At 72.3% G+C, this 18,383-nt stretch carries 14 protein-coding genes; 5 read left to right on the top strand and 9 right to left on the bottom strand.

Translation table 11 applies throughout. The features are described from left to right. Positions 1 to 182 precede the first annotated feature (182 nt). Positions 183 to 1,676: a UvrD-helicase domain-containing protein gene (locus tag ACWD6P_RS28030; RefSeq protein ID WP_451446942.1), complete on the top strand. Its 1,494-nt coding sequence runs from the start codon at positions 183 to 185 to the stop codon at positions 1,674 to 1,676. A gap of 92 nt (positions 1,677 to 1,768) precedes the next feature. After that, on the top strand, positions 1,769 to 2,083 hold the full coding sequence (locus tag ACWD6P_RS28025) for a DUF6343 family protein (protein ID WP_451446941.1): 315 nt from the start codon (positions 1,769 to 1,771) through the stop codon (positions 2,081 to 2,083). A 227-nt stretch (positions 2,084 to 2,310) separates the two neighbouring features. On the opposite strand, the gene ACWD6P_RS28020 is transcribed toward ACWD6P_RS28025, so the two are convergent. The 5 genes from ACWD6P_RS28020 to rpsA all read right to left on the bottom strand — a co-directional run bounded on the left by ACWD6P_RS28020 (position 2,311) and on the right by rpsA (position 7,212). Continuing rightward, on the bottom strand, positions 2,311 to 2,703 hold the full coding sequence (locus ACWD6P_RS28020) for a tetratricopeptide repeat protein (protein ID WP_451446940.1): 393 nt from the start codon (positions 2,701 to 2,703) through the stop codon (positions 2,311 to 2,313). Between the two features lie 153 nt (positions 2,704 to 2,856). Further along, positions 2,857 to 3,297 (bottom strand): cupin domain-containing protein, encoded by a 441-nt coding sequence (locus tag ACWD6P_RS28015; RefSeq protein WP_451446939.1) that lies wholly within the window; start codon positions 3,295 to 3,297, stop codon positions 2,857 to 2,859. A gap of 23 nt (positions 3,298 to 3,320) precedes the next feature. Then, on the bottom strand, positions 3,321 to 3,911 hold the full coding sequence (coaE, locus tag ACWD6P_RS28010) for a dephospho-CoA kinase (protein ID WP_451446938.1): 591 nt from the start codon (positions 3,909 to 3,911) through the stop codon (positions 3,321 to 3,323). 58 nt (positions 3,912 to 3,969) lie between these two features. After that, positions 3,970 to 4,920 (bottom strand): PAC2 family protein, encoded by a 951-nt coding sequence (locus tag ACWD6P_RS28005; protein ID WP_451446937.1) that lies wholly within the window; start codon positions 4,918 to 4,920, stop codon positions 3,970 to 3,972. Positions 4,921 to 5,694: 774 nt separating this feature from the next. After that, on the bottom strand, positions 5,695 to 7,212 hold the full coding sequence (gene rpsA / locus ACWD6P_RS28000) for a 30S ribosomal protein S1 (RefSeq protein ID WP_384437751.1): 1,518 nt from the start codon (positions 7,210 to 7,212) through the stop codon (positions 5,695 to 5,697). Positions 7,213 to 7,588: 376 nt separating this feature from the next. On the opposite strand from rpsA, the gene ACWD6P_RS27995 reads away from it, so the two are divergent. Both ACWD6P_RS27995 and hrpB read left to right on the top strand, forming a co-directional pair. Further along, a complete protein-coding gene (locus ACWD6P_RS27995; RefSeq protein ID WP_451446936.1) occupies positions 7,589 to 8,425 on the top strand; it encodes a class I SAM-dependent methyltransferase in 837 nt (278 codons plus the stop codon). Between the two features lie 29 nt (positions 8,426 to 8,454). Next, positions 8,455 to 11,040, top strand: a complete 2,586-nt coding sequence (hrpB, locus tag ACWD6P_RS27990) for an ATP-dependent helicase HrpB (RefSeq protein WP_451446935.1) — start codon at positions 8,455 to 8,457, stop codon at positions 11,038 to 11,040. Here hrpB and ACWD6P_RS27985 read toward each other — a convergent pair. The 3 genes from ACWD6P_RS27985 to ACWD6P_RS27975 all read right to left on the bottom strand — a co-directional run bounded on the left by ACWD6P_RS27985 (position 11,027) and on the right by ACWD6P_RS27975 (position 14,236). Next, positions 11,027 to 12,037: a DUF3068 domain-containing protein gene (locus tag ACWD6P_RS27985; RefSeq protein WP_451446934.1), complete on the bottom strand. Its 1,011-nt coding sequence runs from the start codon at positions 12,035 to 12,037 to the stop codon at positions 11,027 to 11,029. The genes hrpB and ACWD6P_RS27985 overlap by 14 nt on opposite strands. Before the next feature lie 18 nt (positions 12,038 to 12,055). Continuing rightward, positions 12,056 to 12,190, bottom strand: coding sequence for an SPW_0924 family protein (locus tag ACWD6P_RS27980; protein WP_451446933.1), 135 nt, complete (start codon positions 12,188 to 12,190; stop codon positions 12,056 to 12,058). 192 nt (positions 12,191 to 12,382) lie between these two features. Further along, positions 12,383 to 14,236: a lytic transglycosylase gene (locus tag ACWD6P_RS27975; protein WP_451446932.1), complete on the bottom strand. Its 1,854-nt coding sequence runs from the start codon at positions 14,234 to 14,236 to the stop codon at positions 12,383 to 12,385. A gap of 151 nt (positions 14,237 to 14,387) precedes the next feature. On the opposite strand from ACWD6P_RS27975, the gene ACWD6P_RS27970 reads away from it, so the two are divergent. Beyond that, on the top strand, positions 14,388 to 15,275 hold the full coding sequence (locus tag ACWD6P_RS27970) for a DUF4184 family protein (protein WP_451446931.1): 888 nt from the start codon (positions 14,388 to 14,390) through the stop codon (positions 15,273 to 15,275). A 178-nt stretch (positions 15,276 to 15,453) separates the two neighbouring features. Here the strand turns inward: ACWD6P_RS27970 and polA are convergent, their stop codons facing one another. Next, positions 15,454 to 18,192 carry a DNA polymerase I gene (polA, locus tag ACWD6P_RS27965; protein ID WP_451446930.1) on the bottom strand — a complete coding sequence of 913 codons (2,739 nt, stop codon included), beginning with the start codon at positions 18,190 to 18,192 and terminating at the stop codon, positions 15,454 to 15,456. Between the last annotated feature and the right edge of the window lie 191 nt (positions 18,193 to 18,383).

Genomic DNA, 18,383 nt, shown 5'->3' with positions numbered 1-18,383 from the left:
GAATGCGTGATGACCAGGGAAGCAGACGGCACTGACAACGCGTGCCGCTCCCGCCGCGCCCCGGCGCGCAGAGCCGGACTTATCCACAGGCCGCAGAAAGCCTCTTGCGCTCACGCCGAGCTCGATTACAGTAAGTAATCGAGATCACTCTCCGTAACGATATGACCTCGGTGAGGAGCGCCATGCACACCCCTACTCCCGAACAGACCGCCGCGGCGGAGGCCTTTCCGACCGGCTCCCATCTCGTCATCCAGGCCGGTGCCGGCACAGGAAAGACGACAACGCTCGCGCTGCTCGCGCACTCCGCGCGGCGCCAAGGCCGGCACGGCCGGTACATCGCCTTCAACAGAGCCGTCGCGCGCCACGCCGCCCGGGAATTCCCCGACGAGGTGGCCTGCGGCACCGCCCACGCCCTCGCGTACACCGCCGTGGGCAAGCACTACCAGGCACGGATGAACGCCCCTCGGCAAGCAGGCTGGCGCACGGGCGCGGCCCTGGGCATCGACGACGGGATGTCCGTACGCATCGGAGCACGCAAGGTCAGTAACAGGGCGCTCTCCCATACGGTGCTGCGCACCGTCACCCGCTTCTGCCAGTCGGCCGACCGCGAGATCGCTCCCCACCATGTCCCGCCGTTACGCGGCGCCGAATCCGAGCCGCTCCAGGCCCAACTCGCCGACCTCGTTCTGCCGTACGCGCGCAAGGCCTGGGCCGATCTCCAGCACCCGGACCACGGCGTCGTCCGCTTCGAACACGACCACTACCTGAAGATGTGGGCGCTGAGCGACCCCGTCATCCGGGCGGACTTCCTGCTGCTGGACGAGGCGCAGGACACCAACCCCGTCGTCGAGCAGGTCTTCACGGCTCAGCGCGACCGCGCACAGCTGGTGCTGGTCGGGGACTCCGCTCAGGCGATCTACGGCTGGCGCGGGGCGCGCGATGTGATGTCCGGGTTCGACGGCAGACAGCTCAGCCTCTCCCGCTCCTTCCGCTTCGGACCGGCGCTTGCCGCCGAGGCCAACCGCTGGCTGACGATCGTCGGCGCACCGATCCGGCTCACGGGTTCACCCTGCCTGGATACGGAGTTGCGCAGGGTCCGTGCCCCGGACGCGATTCTGTGCCGGACGAACGTGGGGGCGATGGTGGAGGTGATACGGCAGCTGGAGGCGGGCCGCCGGGTCGCGCTGGCAGGAGGCGGAGAGGCGCTGAGCGCGCTCGCCCGCGCCGTGCACGACCTCGAAGCCGGGCGCCGCACCGCCCATCCCGAGCTGATGCTCTTCGAAACCTGGGCGGAGCTGCGTGAATACGCGGAGTTCGACCCCGCCGGACGGGATCTGATGCCGCTGGTGGAACTCGTCGACGAGCACGGCACGGAAGCGGTGCTCCGGGCGCTGGACCGGCTCGCGCCCGAAGATACCGCCGAGGTGACGGTGTCCACGGCGCACCGGGCCAAAGGACGGGAGTGGGCGAGCGTGCGCATCGCGGACGACTTCACGGGCCCCGACGATCTCGACGAACGCGATGAGGACGGAGCACCCGTCCCCGGGCCGATCGATATCGACGAGGCGCGCCTGGCGTATGTCGCGGTGACCCGTGCCCGGTCGCTACTCGACATCGGCGGGCTGTCCTGGATCAACAGCCACCCCGCCGGCGACCCCTGCCGCAGCGGCGAATGAAGGGAGAGGGCGGACCAGCGGACCAAGGGAAGGAAGAGACAGGTGACTGTCGCGCCGATCGGGAGGATCCTGGAGGTGGGAGATGGGTGCCGATGCGTTCGGGAGATGAGCCGCTGCACGCACGCAGCCCGCTGAGGATGCGCTGCGGGCTGGCGCTGTGGGGGCTGCTGTGCGCCGTCGCCGGAGCCGTGGCCTTCGTCAACGTCGGTCGCCCGGCATGGGCGGCGGCGTGCGCCGCCGTGGCCATGGTGGCGGTCATGGACCTGGCCATGGTGATCCGCCACATCCACCAGGGGCCGCACTACCAACCGGGCAAGGAGATACCGCCCTACGAGCCTGACCGGGGCCGCAACGAAGCGTTCGGGATACGCAGGGACACCGGCCGCCGGCGCGACACCAGACCGTAGGCGCTCTCCTGGGCCGCGATCACGGTTCCAGCGCAGCTGCCTTCCCTGTCTCGCTCCGCCGTGCCGTTTTCTCCCCGTGCCACCGCCCGTGTCTCGCTCACCCGTACCGCCCTTCCCCGTGCCGCCGTCCGCGCCTCGCCCTCTCCCTGTCCCGTCCCGCGCCGTGCCGTCTGCTCCCGAGCCGTCTTTCCCTCGCCGGTTCGTCCCGCGTCCTCAGCCCCCTCTCCTCAGGGAGCGAGTTCGCCGCTGCCCGTGTCATCGCGTGCGAAGCGGGCGGCCTGGAGAAACTCCGGGCGCGGCTCGAGGGCGGCCGCCAGGCGGAAGTGGCGCAGTGCCTCGTCCGGGCGGTTGGCGCGCTCCAGGGTGCGGCCCAGTGCGAAATGAGCGAAGGCGTTGTCCGGTTCACGCTCCAGCACTATCTGGAACTCGAGTTCCGCCGGGCGCAGTTGGGCGGCGAGGAAGAAAGCGCGGGCGCGCAGCAGTCGGGCCGCGGTGTTCTCCGGGTGTGCGGTGATGACCGAGTCCAGCAGCCGGATCGCGCCACGTGGGTCGCGGGCCGCCAACAGCTGCTCCGCGGCACGGAAGTCGATGACATGCGTCTCGGGGCTGCTCTCGGGCACGGATTGCTCCTCTCGCGTTGCCGCCGCCATCGGGGCATGAGGCAGCCACGGGCCGTACGGCGTCACCTGCGGCACAACAACCCCGTCGGTCGCGGCATTCCCCGGCCGGTGCGGCCTCAACCGGCCGGGGCGACCGCCTGCGAGCAGCCTGGACTAAAGGCTGATGTGGTAGGCCTTGCGCAGCGTCTCGTGCACGGTCCACCGCGTACGGTCGCCCTCGCGCAGCACGCAGGCGTCACCCGGCCCCACCTCGAGTACCGGACCGTCCTCGACCTCGATCGTGGCGCGTCCGCTGACGACCACGAACAGCTCATTGGCCTCGGTGTCCGTCACCACGCCGGGCGTGATCTGCCAGATTCCCCGGAGCTGCCGGCCGTCCGGCGACTCCCAGAGCACCTTGCCGGTCACCTGCGGCTCGCCGGAGACGATCTGTGAGGGGTCGAGCGGTTCCGGCTCCAGATCCGTGTCCGCGACGCCGGGGATGTTCACGACGAAAGACGCGGGGGCCGAACCGCCGTTGGCGGAGCCGGTCTCCGGAGGGGCGGCGGGCGCTGCGCCAGGGGTCCCGGCGTCGAGATCGGAAGGAGGAGTCATGGCGGTGAGGGTACCGTCCGGGCTCAGGCGCCCCGCAGGCGCTCCCATACCGCGCGGACCTGCGGTTCCAGGGCCTCCAGCGGTCCGTCGTTGTCGATGACGAGATCCGCGATCGCCAGCCGCTGCTCACGGGTCGCCTGGGCCGCCATCCGGGACTTCGCCTCGTCCTCGGTCATGCCGCGCAGCCGCATCAGGCGGTCCAGCTGGGTCTGCGGGGCGGCGTCGACGACGACCACCTGGTCGTACAGCGGCGCCAGTCCGTTCTCCGTCAGCAGCGGAACATCGTGCACCACCACCGCGTCCGGCCCCGCGGATGCCTCGAGTTCGGCCGATCGGGCGCCGACCAGCGGGTGCACGAGGGCGTTCAGCGCCTTCAGCTTCTCGGGGTCGGCAAAGACGATCCCGCCCAGCTTCGGCCGGTCCAGTGTGCCGTCCGGTGTGAGCACACCGTCGCCGAACTCCTCGACCACCGCCGCCAGGCCGGGCGTACCCGGCTCCACGACCTCGCGTGCGATCTTGTCCGCGTCCACGATCACCGCGCCGTACGACGCCAGCAACCGCGACACCTCGCTCTTGCCCGCGCCGATACCACCGGTCAGCCCCACCTTCACCATGGGCCCACGCTATACGGTGCACCGCGGTGGCCGGCGCGCAGGAGGCGGCGGCCCCGGCTCAGACGCCGCCCCCGCCGTCGCCCTCCCGCTCCGCCAGGAAGCGTTCGAACTCCCTGCCGATCTCGTCCGCCGACGGGAGCTCCACCGGTTCGGCGACCAGATTCCCCCGGGTCTCCGCACCGGCGACCGCGTCGTACTGATGCTCCAGCCCGCTGACCAGCGCCACCAGCTCCTCGTCGCCCTCTGAGATCTGCCGTTCGATCTCCTCCTGCGTCCGCAGCGCCTCCGTCCGCAGCGAATGCGCCGCACCGGGGAGCACCAGGCCGGTCGCGGCGGTCACCGCCTCCAGGGCCGTCAGCGCGGCGTCCGGATACGCGGACCGGGCGATGTAGTGCGGCACATGCGCCGCCACGCCCAGTACGTCGTGCCCCGCCTCGGCGAGCCGGTACTCGATCAGCGCCTCCGCGCTGCCGGGGACCTGGGCCTCGTCGAAGAAGCTGGCGTGTCCGGGCATCAGGTCCGTGCGGTTGCCGTGCGGGGTGATGCCGACGGGACGGGTGTGCGGAACGCCCATGGGGATGCCGTGGAAGTTCACCGAGAGACGCACACCGAGCCGCTCCACCATCTCCTTCACTGCGGCGGCGAAGCGCTCCCATTCGACATCCGGCTCGGGCCCGGACAGCAGCAGGAACGGCGCGTCGGTGGTGTCCCGCACCAGCCGCAGCTCGATGCCCGGGGCCTCGTAGGCGGTCCAGCGGTTGCGCTCGAAGGTGAGCAGCGGGCGCCGGGCGCGGTAGTCGACGAGGCGGTCATGATCGAAGCGGGCCACGACTTCGTTCGGCAGGCCGTCGAGCAGCCGTCGGACGATCTGGTCGCCCGTCTCACCGGCGTCGATATAGCCGTCGAAGTGGTACAGCAGCACGAGACCAGCGGAGTCCCTGGAGGCGATCGCCTCGACCTCCGCGAGCCCGCTCGGCTCCCATGCGTACAAACTCTGGGGATCCAACACAGTGACCGCTCCTCCTCGTTCTCATGAACGCCAACGCGCGGTCGACCCCAGGCATTCCCGGTGCCGGATATGACCCCGTCCCTTTCCGGACACTCTCCATCGCGCCGGACACGGCCCCCTCCAGGCCCAGGCGACCGCCTCCCGCCAGCGCCGGAAGCCCGCCTCTCACCAGGGCCAGGAGCACACGTCCCGCTCCCACTCCAAGGACATGAACCCAACTCCCCCGCAGCCAAAAGCAGTTCGCCCCTCACCTCACTCTCACCCGCCACCACCTGAAGCCTTGACGCGTCCCACCCCCACATCCCCACCCCTCGCCTCCCACCGGCCACCTCGACCACCTTGGTCACCTCGACCACAGCAGCCACCACCGACGCTCCCATCGGAACTCCCGCCTCCCCGGCCCGGTTCATCGACGTATCAACGTCCGCGCAGCTCAGGGACGCACTCATGACCGCGAAGCCAGGTGGCCGGTTTCAGCTCGCCGACGGCACCTACGGCACCAGCTTCAACGCGCCTGCACGGCCTAGACATGGAAGGTGTGCACTTCCCCAAGTCCAGCAAGAACGGCGTCATCGGGCACTCGACCGTCCCATCCGCAGCACCGGCAAGGACGGCAGTCCCAGTCCAGCCCCAGCCCAGTCCCGGCCCCGTCCGGCCCCCTACCCGGCCCCCCGCCCGGCCCCAGACACGACAAAGGCCCGCTCCCCCGGAGGGGAACGGGCCTTCGCCTATCGGCTAGTGCCTAGCAGCGCATCGCTGCCTGTCGGCAAGAGCTCAGCTCTGGCCGCCGGCCAGCTTCTCGCGGAGCGCGGCGAGGGCCTCGTCCGACGCCAGGGCGCCGGAGTTGTCCGCCGACTCCGAGGAGTACGAGCCGCCACCGGCGTTGCCGCCGCCGGCCTGGCCGCCACCCTGCGCCGCCGGCGCCGCAGCGCCCTCGGCCGCAGCCTGCTCGTCGGCCTCGCGGGACTTGATGACCTGGGCCTGGTGCTGCTCGAAGCGCTGCTGCGCCTCGGCGTACTGGTTCTCCCACGCCTCGCGCTGGGCCTCGTAGCCCTCCAGCCAGTCGTTGGTCTCCGGGTCGAAGCCCTCGGGGTAGATGTAGTTGCCCTGGTCGTCGTAGGACGCGGCCATGCCGTACAGGGTCGGGTCGAACTCGACCGCCGACGGGTCGGCACCGAAGGACTCGTTGGCCTGCTTCAGCGAGAGGCTGATGCGGCGGCGCTCGAGGTCGATGTCGATGACCTTGACGAAGATCTCGTCGTTGACCTGGACGACCTGCTCCGGGATCTCGACGTGGCGCTCGGCCAGCTCGGAGATGTGGACCAGGCCCTCGATGCCCTCGTCGACGCGCACGAACGCACCGAAGGGAACGAGCTTGGTGACCTTACCCGGGACGACCTGACCGATCTGGTGGGTCCGGGCGAACTGCTGCCACGGGTCTTCCTGGGTCGCCTTGAGCGACAGGGACACGCGCTCGCGGTCCATGTCGACGTCCAGGACCTCGACCGTGACCTCCTGGCCGACCTCGACGACCTCGGACGGGTGGTCGATGTGCTTCCAGGACAGCTCGGAGACGTGGACGAGACCGTCGACGCCGCCCAGGTCCACGAAGGCACCGAAGTTGACGATGGAGGAGACGACGCCCGAGCGCACCTGGCCCTTCTGGAGGGTGGTGAGGAAGGTCTGGCGGACCTCGCTCTGGGTCTGCTCCAGCCAGGCACGGCGGGACAGGACCACGTTGTTGCGGTTCTTGTCCAGCTCGATGATCTTGGCCTCGAGCTCCTTGCCCACGTAGGGCTGAAGGTCGCGGACGCGGCGCATCTCGACCAGGGAGGCCGGGAGGAAGCCACGGAGGCCGATGTCGAGGATGAGACCACCCTTGACGACCTCGATGACGGTACCGGTGACGATCCCGTCCTCTTCCTTGATCTTCTCGATGGTGCCCCAGGCCCGCTCGTACTGGGCGCGCTTCTTCGAGAGGATCAGGCGGCCTTCCTTGTCCTCCTTCTGGAGGACGAGGGCCTCGATCTCGTCACCGACGGCGACGACCTCATTGGGGTCGACGTCGTGCTTGATCGAGAGCTCACGGCTCGGGATGACGCCTTCGGTCTTGTAACCGATGTCGAGCAGGACCTCGTCCCGGTCGACCTTCACGATGACGCCGTCGACGATGTCGCCGTCGTTGAAGTACTTGATCGTCTCGTCGATCGCGGCGAGGAAGGCTTCCTCGTTACCGATGTCGTTGACCGCAACCTGCGGGGTGGTGGCGGTGGTCTCGGTGCTGCTCGTCATGTGGGAAAGGGCTCCGGTACGGACATTGAAGTCGTAGGTACTGCTACGCCGAGAGCCCGTATCGCCTCTGCATAAGCCGGACAGTGTCAGAGACGTTCTCCCCGGAGGTCCGTGAATGCCGTAGCACTCGGAACGATCCGGAACGCCTCAAAACCGAGGGGTACATACAGATGCGAGCGCGGCCTGCTCCGTCTGAGGCGCGCAAGCCCGCAGCGCAACTTGTAGCATACGGGGGCAGCCGGACACGGTCAATGCGCGAACGCGCACACCCGGGACAGAACGCCCCATATCCGGCGCACGCGGTGTTCCGCGAGGTCGAACGGCCTCACAGTCCCCTGCAGCTACAAGCAGAGCGAAGACTACGACGACGGGCGCGATGAACCAAGAGCACGAGCCGGAGGCGACCCGACGTGACGCCTCGGACACCGAGAGCAGCCGCGCCAACCGGGGCTGGTGGGACCGCAACGCGGACGAGTACCAGAGCGAGCACGGCGCGTTCCTGGGGGACGACCGGTTCGTCTGGGGCCCTGAGGGGCTCGACGAGGCGGAGGCCGCACTGCTGGGGCCCGCCGGCGGGCTGAAGGGGCAGCGGATCCTGGAGATCGGGGCCGGCGCGGCGCAGTGCTCCCGCTGGCTGGCGGCGCAGGGCGCGCTCCCGGTGGCGCTGGACCTCTCCCACCGGCAACTGCAGCACGCGCTGCGGATCTCCGAAGCGACGGGCGACGACGCCACCGCACTGGTGGAGGCGGACGCCGGGGCGCTGCCGTTCCGGGACGGCAGCTTCGACCTCGCCTGCTCCGCGTACGGCGCACTGCCGTTCGTCGCCGATCCGGTGCGGGTGCTGCGCGAGGTCCGCCGGGTGCTGCGGCCGGGCGGCCGGTTCGTCTTCTCCGTCACCCACCCCATCCGCTGGGCCTTCCCCGACGAGCCGGGGCCCGAGGGGCTGTCGGTGGCGGCGTCCTACTTCGACCGCACGCCGTACGTGGAGCAGGACGAGAGGGGCCGGGCGGTGTACGTCGAGCACCACCGGACGCTGGGCGACCGGGTGCGGGACGTGGTGGCGGCCGGGTTCCGGCTGGTGGACCTCGTGGAACCGGAATGGCCGGAAGACAACAGCCAGGAGTGGGGCGGCTGGTCGCCGCTGCGCGGGCGTCTGATTCCGGGGACGGCGATCTTCGTGTGTGTCGCGGACGGGGCGGACGCGCCTGCCTGAGCCGGTGGCCGGGGCGGCAGACTGGGGGCGTGATCGCCCGTGACGCCCTCGCCCAGCTGCCCGTACGTACCGCGCTGCCCGCGCTGCGTGACGCCCTGGAACGGGCCGGTACGGCGGTGCTGTGCGCGCCGCCGGGTACCGGCAAGACGACCCTGGTGCCGCTGGAGCTGGCGGGGCTGACCGGTGCGGGGCCGCGGCGGCGGGTGCTGGTCGCCGAGCCGCGGCGGATCGCGGCGCGGGCCGCGGCGCGGCGGATGGCCTGGCTGCTGGGTGAGAAGGCCGGTGAACTCGTCGGGTTCACGGTGCGTGGTGAGCGGCGGGCCGGGCCCCGTACCGCCGTGGAGGTGGTGACCACCGGGGTGCTGCTGCAGCGGCTGCAGCGCGACCCGGAGCTGGCCGGGGTCGATGTCGTGGTGCTCGACGAGTGCCATGAGCGGCATCTGGACGCCGACACCACCGCGGCCTTCCTCCTGGACGTACGGGAGACGCTGCGGCCCGACCTCCAGCTGGTGGCCGCTTCGGCGACGACGGACGCGGAGGGCTGGGCCCGGCTGCTGGGCGGCTCCCAGGGGGCGGCGCCGGTGGTCGAGGCGCCGGGCGTGTCGTACCCCGTGGACGTGGTGTGGGCGCCGCCGCAGCGGCCGGTGCGGCCGGCGCACGGGATGCGGGTGGATCCGGCGCTGCTGACGCATGTGGCGGGGGTGGTGCGGCGGGCGCTGCGCGAGCGGACGGGCGATGTGCTGTGTTTTCTGCCCGGTGTCGGGGAGATCGGGCGGGTCGCCGGGGAGCTGGCCGGGGTGGACGCCGAGGTGCTGCAGGTGCACGGGCGGGCGCCGGCCGAGGTGCAGGACGCGGTGCTGGCGGGTGGTGACGGCGGGCGCAGGGTGGTGCTGGCGACCTCCGTGGCGGAGTCCAGCCTGACCGTGCCCGGGGTGCGGGTGGTGGTGGACAGCGGGCTGGCGCGGGTGCCGCGGATGGATCACGCCCGGGGGCTGAGCGCGCTCACGACCGTACGGGCCTCCCGGGCGGCGGCCCGCCAGCGCGCCGGCCGGGCGGGGCGCGAGGCACCGGGTGTGGTCTACCGCTGCTGGTCGCAGGGCGAGGACGGGCGGCTGCCGGCGTTCCCCGAGCCGGAGATCAAGGTGGCCGATCTGACCGCGTTCGCCCTGCAGGCGGCCTGCTGGGGCGATCCGGCCGCGAGCGGTCTGGCGCTGCTGGACGCGCCGCCGGCCGGGGCGCTGGCCGCGGCACGCGAGGTGCTGACGGCGATCGGCGCGGTCGACGAGGACGGCCGGGCGACGCAGCGCGGCACCCGGATGGCGCGGGTCGGACTGCACCCCCGGCTCGCCCGCGCCCTGCTGGACGGCGCTGCCGAGGTCGGCGTACGGCGGGCCGCGGAGGTCGTCGCGCTGCTGAGCGAGGAGCCGCCGCGGGCGTACGGGGACGATCTGGCGGACGCGTGGCGCACCGCGCGGCGGGGTGGCGACGCGTACGCCGCCAGGTGGCGGCAGGAGGCGCGGCGGCTGGCGTCGGCGGGCGCCGAGGCGGCGGCGGGCGGGGCCGAGGGCGCCGGCCCGGGTACCGGCGGCGGCTCAGCGGCCTCCGACGACGCCGTCGCCGGTCTCGTCGCCGCGCTGGCGTTCCCCGAGCGGGTGGCACGGGCCCGCGGCACCGGGAGCTACCTCATGGCCTCGGGGACCGGCGCCGAGACCGCAGGAGCCACTTCGGGGGCGCGGAGCCAAGGCGGAGGTTCCCGGCTGCGGGACGCGGCGTGGCTGGCCGTCGCGGTGGCCGACAGGCCGGTGGCGGCGGCGTCGGCGCGGGTGCAGCTGGCGGCGGTGATCGACGAGGAGACGGCGTGTGCGGCGGCGCGGGCGCTGTACTCGTCGGGCGAGGAGGTGCGCTGGTCGGACGGGGACGTGGTGGCCCGGCGGGTGACCCGGCTCGGGGCGATCGAGCTCGCGGCACGGCCGCTGACCGCGCCCGATGCCGGGCTGCTGCGGGACGCGGTGGTGACGGGTCTGCGGCGGGAGGGGCTCGGTCTGCTGCGGTGGCCGGCCGCCGCGGCCTCGCTGCGGCAGCGGATGGCGTTCCTGCACCGTGAGGTGGGCGCGCCGTGGCCCGACGTGTCCGACGCGGCGCTGCTGGAGCAGGCCGAGGACTGGCTGGGGACCGAACTCGGGCGGGCGCGGCGGCGGGCGGACCTGGAGCGGATCGACGCGGGGCAGGCGCTGGCGCGGCTGCTGCCGTGGGCGACCGGCGAGGCGTTCCGCCTCGACGAGCTGGCGCCGGAGCGCATCGAGGTGCCGAGCGGTTCGCGGGTACGGGTCGACTACGGCGGGGAGCAGCCCGTGCTGGCCGTGAAGCTGCAGGAGCTGTTCGGTCTGCAGGAGTCGCCGCGGGTGGCCGGCGGCCGGGTGCCCGTACTGGTGCATCTGCTCTCCCCCGCGGGCCGGCCGGCCGCCGTCACGGCCGATCTCGCGTCCTTCTGGCAGGGCGGATACCGCTCCGTACGCGCGGAGCTGCGCGGCCGCTACCCCAAGCACCCCTGGCCGGAGGATCCGGCGACAGCGCAGCCGACCCGGCACACCACGGCCCGGCTCAGGCGGGGCTGAGCGGTGCGTCCGGCGCGGTGGGGGCCGGGCGGGCGGGCCCGGGCGGTACGGCGTCCGGGCGGCGGCCGCGGGCTTCGAGGTGCAGGCTCAGGGCGAGCAGCGCGGCGCCGAGGACCAGGAAGCCCCAGGGGAGGTAGCCGGTGAGCAGCAGGACGAGGGTGCGCTGGGACGTCACCAGGGCGACGGTGGAGTCGACGTAGTCGGCGCGCATCTTCACATGGCCGGCGAAGGCGGTGACCCTGCCGCCGCCGGGGAGCAGATCCCCGCCGCGCAGCTCCTCCTTGTGGACCTCCTCGCCGTTGACCGGTGCGCCGGTGACCGGCTCCACCCAGAACATCCGCTTGGTGGTGTACCAGCGGGTGGTGCCCATCTTCTCGACGGCCTGCGGGGTGATGCCCTTGACCGGCATCTTCTTGGGGAGCGGGACCCTGGTCCAGGGGATGGTCTGCTCGAAGTAGTAGACCTCCAGGCCGCGGAAGGTGCGTGTCCCCTTGTAGTGGATGGGGGCCGAGGTGCGGGTCTGGGCGTCGAAGTAGGTGTAGTCGCGCTTCTCGGTGAGGAACGGCCACTTGTACTCGATGCCTTCGCGGCGCACCGGGTCGCCGTCGACCATCTCACCGGTGGCGTGCACGGGTTCCTGGGAGTGCGCGTCGAAGATGTAGCGCTCGGGGATCTGGGAGACCATCTTGCCGTCGGGTCCGGCCACGTAGGACAGCGCGTCCCAGACGACGACATCGCGGCCCGCGGTCTTCTCGATGCGGTCGGAGGCGGCGACATCGCCCTTGAGGGTCTGCACGATGGTGACCTTGGGGACCCGCCTGGCCTTCATCGTGCCGTAGTCGATCAGGGTGGCGGGCCTGGCCTCCAGGACCATGTCCTGGTACTGGCCGGGCGGGATCTTGGCGAGCCGCGGGAAGGCGTACCACCGCATCAGCGGGGCCAGGGCGGTGAAGAACACGGCGAAGGCGAGCAGTACCAGGCTGGCGGTGCGGCGCATGGCGGCGGTGTCCCTCCCTCAGGGGTGCGCGGGGACGGTGGTCAGCAGCGGCTTGGGCGAGGTCGTGCCGCTGGGCGCGCCGTTCGCCGTGATGGTGAAGACGAGGGCGAGCGCCGCGGCCAGTCCGACCGCGGCTGCTGTCAGGGCACGCATGGCCGGCCTCCAGGGAACTGATGCGGCGTCAGGGCGTGGGGCACCGTAGCAACGGGCGGTCGAGATGAGAACACGTTGCACCTGAGGACGCCGCCCCGGGGAAGCGCTGTGCCCCCGTCCCGCCCTGGACGGAGGGCGGGACGGGGGCACAGGGCCAGGCGGATACCGGACCGGCTGCAGGGCCGATCGCGGCTACGCGCCGGCCGGTGCCACGACCTTGAGGGTGACGGTGAGTACGGCGCCGTCCGCGGTGGTCAGCCGCAGCAGGAACGTGCCGGTGTGCGTGTCGGTGCAGATCTCCGGGAGCTTCAGGCGGCCGTTGGCGTCCGTGGTGAGCCCGGTGAGGGTGCGGACCGGCTTGTCCTTGTCGTCGCCGGTGGCCTCGGGGTCCTTGAAGTAGGGGCCCTTGTCGTTCTCCACGGGCGCGGCGGGCTCTGCCGGCTTGTCCGGTGCGACGGGCTCGCCGGGCTCCGCCGGCTTGTCCGGGTCGCCGGTGACCATGGTCGCGGTGACCGGTACTCCCGCCGCCGGCGCGCCCCGGTACGTCGCCTCGATCTCGATGGTGTCCGCCGCGAACGTCCGGCCGGCGGTGGCCGTCAGCTCCTTGTCCGACGTACGGGCGAGCCGGTCGGCCTTCGGCGCCGGAGCGGCCTTGACGGTGGCGCCGAAGCCGACGGCGGGCACGGTGCGGCCGACGGCCGTCGCCCGGACGGTGAAGGTGCCGGCCCTGCCTCCCGCGTGCAGCGTGGGCGCCGTGGCCAGGCCGTCCTTGCCGGTGGTGACGGTGACGGCGGTGGCCTTGCCGGGGAAGCGGGCGCCGGTGGTCGCGGGGAGGGTGAAGCGGACGCGGGCGCCGGCGACCGGCTTGCCCGCGGCGTTCTCGGCGCGCACCCGCAGCGGCGTGGCGAAGTCGGTGCCCGCGGTGGCGCTCAGGGCCTTGTCGCCGACCCGCACGAGGGCGGTGAGCGGGGCGGGTTCGGCGGGCGGCTTGGGGGTGGGCTTCTGGGAGGGGGTGCCCTTGCCGTCCGGTGCGGGGCCGGTGCCGTGGGAACCGCCGGGCTCGGCGGGCCGGTCCGGCTTGGCGGGGCCGTGCGGCTTCGTCTTGCCCGGGTGGCGCCCCTTGCCGGAACCGGGGCCGTGTCCGTGTGCCTTCCCGTGCCCCGTACGTCCTTCGGTGCGGCCGCTGCCGTGCCCGCCGTCGCCGCCCCGTCCGACGGGCAGTACGCCCTTGCCGTCCGGTACCTCGTAGGTGCCGGTGCGGTAGAACGCGTACCAGGACAGCACCGTCCGCAGATAGTCCCCGGAGTGGTTGTAGCCGAGGATCGCGCGGTCCAGGTCGGGTTGCGCCGACAGGTCGCGGCCGTCGGCGCAGAGGTAGCGGCCGGCGGCGAGCGCCGCGTCGAAGACGTTGTGGGGGTCCTTCTTGCCGTCGCCGTTGCCGTCGGCACCCCAGCCGGTGCCGGCGGGGCCGCCCTGCGACCAGGTGGAGGGGATGAACTGCATCGGGCCCACGGCGCGGTCATGGGTGAGGTCGCCGTCGTAGCGTCCGCCGTCGGTGTCGGTGATCCGCGCGAAACCGCGGCCGTTGAGCTGCGGACCGAGGATCGGCTGCAGGGTGGTGCCCTCGGCGTCGACCGCTCCGCCGCGCGCCTGGCCGGACTCGACCTTGCCGATTCCGGCGAGCAGTTGCCAGGGCAGCCGGCAGCCCGGATCGGACGCGCCGATCCATGACTCGGCCTTCTGGTACGCGGCCAGGACGGTGGCGGGGATGCCCGCCTGGGCGGGGCCGGTGACGATCCTGCCGCCACCGGGGCGGTGCGAACCGTGCGGCGGTACCGGGCTGTTGAGGGGCGGAAGATCGGTGTAGTAGCCGGAACCGCCGTCGATGGGGGTGTCGGCCGGGGGCGGGACCGGCTCCTTGGCCTTGGTGGCCGCGCTCTCGGCGGCGCCCGGCGCCTGAGAGGCGGTCAGGGCCGCGAGCACCAGGGCCACCACGGCCGTCGACGCCGCTCCCCTGCCCAGCCGCCGTCGGAATGTGGCTGCCATACGTGGTCCCCTCCGCCCCTCCCCCACCGCGTCGCGCACGCGGTGGCGCGCTCCCCGGCGCTCCAACTCAGGCGACACTACGACAACTCGGGCCCGGCATCTAGCACCGTCATCGGACACATAATGATCCGAATCGTTCAAGGAGATGCACATGCCGTTCACGCTCAGCCATGCCGCTGCCGTGCTCCCGGCCGTCCGGCGGACCGGCGCGGGGCGTGGTCCGCTGGTCGCCTCGGCGCTCGTCGCGGGGTCGTTCGCACCGGACATGACGTACTACGCGGACACCCTGGTGCCCGGCGCCATGGAGTTCGGCGAGGTCACACACTCACCGGCCGGTGTGCTGACGGTGGACGTCCTGGTGACCGCGGTGCTCGTCGGCGGCTGGCTGCTGCTGCGGGAGCCGGTGCTGGCCCTGCTGCCCCGGGCGTGGCGGGGGCGTGTGCACACCTTGCTGCGCGGCCGTCCCTGGCGGCCGCGCAGGCCCCGTGAACTCGCCGCGCTGGTGGGCTGGTTCCTGGTCTCGGCGGTGCTCGGCTCGGCGACCCATGTCGTGTGGGACGCCTTCACCCACCCGGGCCGCTGGGGCACCCGGCTGGTGCCCGGCCTGAACGGCATCGTGGGCGGCCTGCCGGTGGCGACGTATCTGCAGTACGGCACCTCGGCGCTGGCGCTGGCGGGCATGGGGTGGTTCGTGTGGTCGGCGCTGCGCGGCGGGCCGGTCGCCGAGGGCGGGCCCGTCGCCCAGGGCGGGCCCGTCGACGAGGTGGCCGCGGCGCCCGCCCCCGGCGCCATACCCGCGCTGTCCGTACGGCTGCGGCTGCTGCTGACCTCCCCGCTGGCCCTGTGCGTACTGATCGGCGCGGCCCACCGGACCCTGCGGGCGCACGCCGTGTACGGCTCCGCGGCGACCTGGTTCGACTACATCCCGACCGTGCTCTTCGGCGCCGGCGCGGGCCTGGCCCTGGGGCTGCCGCTCTACGCCGTGGCCGTACGCCTGCTCCATCGCCAGGCGCGCCGGGCGGGGGCGGCGGGGGGCTAGAGAGCGCTTTGCTGGTCACGTGGTGCACCACAGGAATACCACCGGCGAGCACCACGTTGTGGCCCGCAAGGGGCGCTCGCGTCCCCTACGGGATGTGTTCGCCCAACCCCTAGGGCCCACATGAGCAGGCACCGGACGTGAGCGGGGGCCGGAGAAGATCACCGGCCCCCGCGGCGGGTCAGTGGGCCGCCGACTCCCAGTCCTTGCCCGAGCCGACCGAGACATCCAGCGGCGCGCGCAGTTCGACCGCTGCGGCCATCTCCCGGCGGACCAGCTCCTCGACCTTCTCGCGTTCGCCGGGGGCGACCTCGACGACGATTTCGTCATGGACCTGGAGCAGCATCCGGGACTCCAGCTCCGCCGCCCGCAGCGCCGCGTCGACCCGCAGCATCGCGATCTTGACGATATCGGCGGCGGTGCCCTGGATCGGGGCGTTCAGCGCCATCCGCTCCGCCATTTCGCGGCGCTGGCGGTTGTCGCTGTTGAGGTCGGGCAGATAGCGGCGACGGCCGAGCATCGTCTCCGTATAGCCGGTGGCGCGGGCCTCCTCCACAACGCGGCGGAGGTAGTCGCGCACCCCGCCGAACCGCTCGAAGTAGTTGTCCATCAGCTTGCGGGCCTCATCTGGCTGGATGCCCAGCTGCTGGGACAGGCCGAAGGCGGACAGGCCGTACGCCAGGCCGTAGGACATCGCCTTGATCTTGCGGCGCATCTCCGGGTCGACCTGGTCCGTGGCGACCGAGAAGACATGGGAGGCGACCGTGGTGTGCAGGTCCTCGCCGGAGGTGAACGCCTCGATCAGGCCCTCGTCCTCGGAGAGGTGGGCCATCACCCGCAGCTCGATCTGGCTGTAGTCGGCCGTCAGCAGGGACTCGAAGCCCTCGCCGACGACGAAGCTGCGGCGGATGGCCCGGCCCTCGTCCGTACGCACCGGGATGTTCTGCAGATTGGGGTCCGTGGACGACAGCCGGCCGGTGGCCGCCACGGTCTGGTTGAAGGTGGTGTGGATCCGGCCGTCCGCGGCGATGGTCTTGATCAGTCCCTCGACCGTGGTGCGCAGCTTGGCCTGCTCACGGTGGCGGAGCATGATCACCGGGAGTTCGTTGTCGGTCTGCGCGGCGAGCCAGGCGAGGGCGTCGGCGTCGGTCGTGTAGCCGGTCTTGGTCTTCTTGGTCCTGGGCAGGCCCAGCTCGCCGAAGAGGACCTCCTGCAGCTGCTTGGGCGAGCCGAGGTTGAACTCATGGCCCGCGGCGGCGTGCGCCTCCTTCACGGCCTGCTGTACGGCGCCGGCGAACTGCTGCTCCATGCGCTCCAGCCAGCCCCGGTCGGCGGCGATACCGGCCCGCTCCATCCGGGCCAGCAGCTCGCTGGTCGGCAGCTCCACCTCGCGCAGCAGCTCGGCCGCGCCGACCTCCGCCAGCTTCGTCCCGAAGGCCGTCCCCAGGTCGAGGACCGTGCGGGCCTGCGCCATCAGGGCGTCCGCCTCGGCTTCCTCGTCCGCGCCGAACGCCAGCTGTCCGTCGCCGGCGGCGGCCGGGGCGAGATCGCGCCCCAGATACTCGATGGACAGGGCGTCCAGCGCGAAGGAGCGGCGGCCGGGCTTGACCAGATAGGCGGCCAGCGCGGTGTCCATCGTGACGCCGTCGATGCGCCAGCCGTGCTCGCCGAAGACCCGCATCAGGCCCTTGGCGTTGTGCATCACCTTGGGGCGGGCCGCGTCCGCGCTCCAGGCCGCGAAGGCCCGCTCATCGGCCTCGTCCAGTTGCGCGGGGTCGAACCAGGCGGCCGGGCCGTCGGCGGCGGCCAGCGCCACCTCGGCGACGCTGCCGCTGCCCAGGCTCCAGACGTCGACGGTGGCCACGCCCAGCGGGCCCGTGCCGTGTTCGGCCAGCCACGGAGCGAGTTCGCCGGTGCCGATGACCGTGCCGTCCACCTCGACGCCGGGGGCCGGGGCGGCCTCTTCGGCGGCCTCGGCGGCGCCCGGGTCGACGGCGTGCAGCCGGTCGCGCAGGCCCTGGTTGCGGATCTCCAGCGCGTTGAGGAAGACCGAGAGCGTCTCGCGGTCGTACGCCTCACGGGTCAGCGCGTCCGGGCCGCAGGGCAGCTCGACATCGCGCACCATCTCCGTCAGCCGACGGTTGAGCTTCACCGCCTCCAGGTGCTCACGGAGGTTGGCGCCCGCCTTGCCCTTGACCTCGTCGGCGCGCTCCACCAGCTCCGCGAACGAACCGAACTGGTTGATCCACTTCGTGGCGGTCTTCTCGCCGACGCCCGGGATGCCGGGCAGGTTGTCGGACGGGTCGCCGCGCAGGGCGGCGAAGTCCGGGTACTGGGCGGGGGTCAGGCCGTACTTCTCGAAGACCTTCTCCGGGGTGAAGCGTGTCAGCTCGGAGACGCCCTTGGTGGGGTAGAGGACCGTGACGTCGTCGGAGACCAGCTGGAAGGCGTCGCGGTCGCCCGTGACGATCGAGACCTGGAAGCCCTGCGCGGTGGCCTGCTCGGTGAGCGTGGCGATGACGTCGTCGGCCTCGAAGCCCTCCACGGCGAAGCGCTTGACGCGCATCGCGTCGAGCAGCTCACCGATCAGCTCGACCTGGCCCTTGAACTCGTCGGGGGTCTTGGAGCGGTTCGCCTTGTAGTCCGCGAACTCCTCGGACCGCCAGGTCTTGCGCGAGACGTCGAACGCCACCGCGAAATGCGTGGGCGCCTCGTCGCGCAGAGTGTTCGCGAGCATCGACGCGAAGCCGTAGATCGCATTGGTCGGTTGTCCGGTGACGGTGGTGAAATTCTCCACGGGCAGGGCGAAGAACGCCCGGTATGCCATGGAATGCCCGTCCATCAGGAGCAGACGGGGACGGCCGCCCGCCGCCGCCTCGGTGCCGGTCGCTTCGCTCTTCTTCGCTGCCTTTGCTGCCACGCCCCCGATCCTGCCACGCCCCACTGACAATCCCCGCCGCGGCGGCCCCGGCCCCCTCGCCGTACACCGCACCCGGCCCCCGCACCCGCCCCGCCGATCACCCCTACGCCGCCGCCCCCGGTCCGTGACAGGATCTGATGCGTACGGCAACGATCCGCCGCGACCGGCGGAGCGAGCACCAGCTCACGGCT

The organism is Streptomyces sp. NPDC002446 (assembly GCF_053595675.1).
The sequence above is the reverse complement of the archived record's forward strand: the minus strand, read 5'-3'. Positions and strand labels throughout refer to the sequence as shown.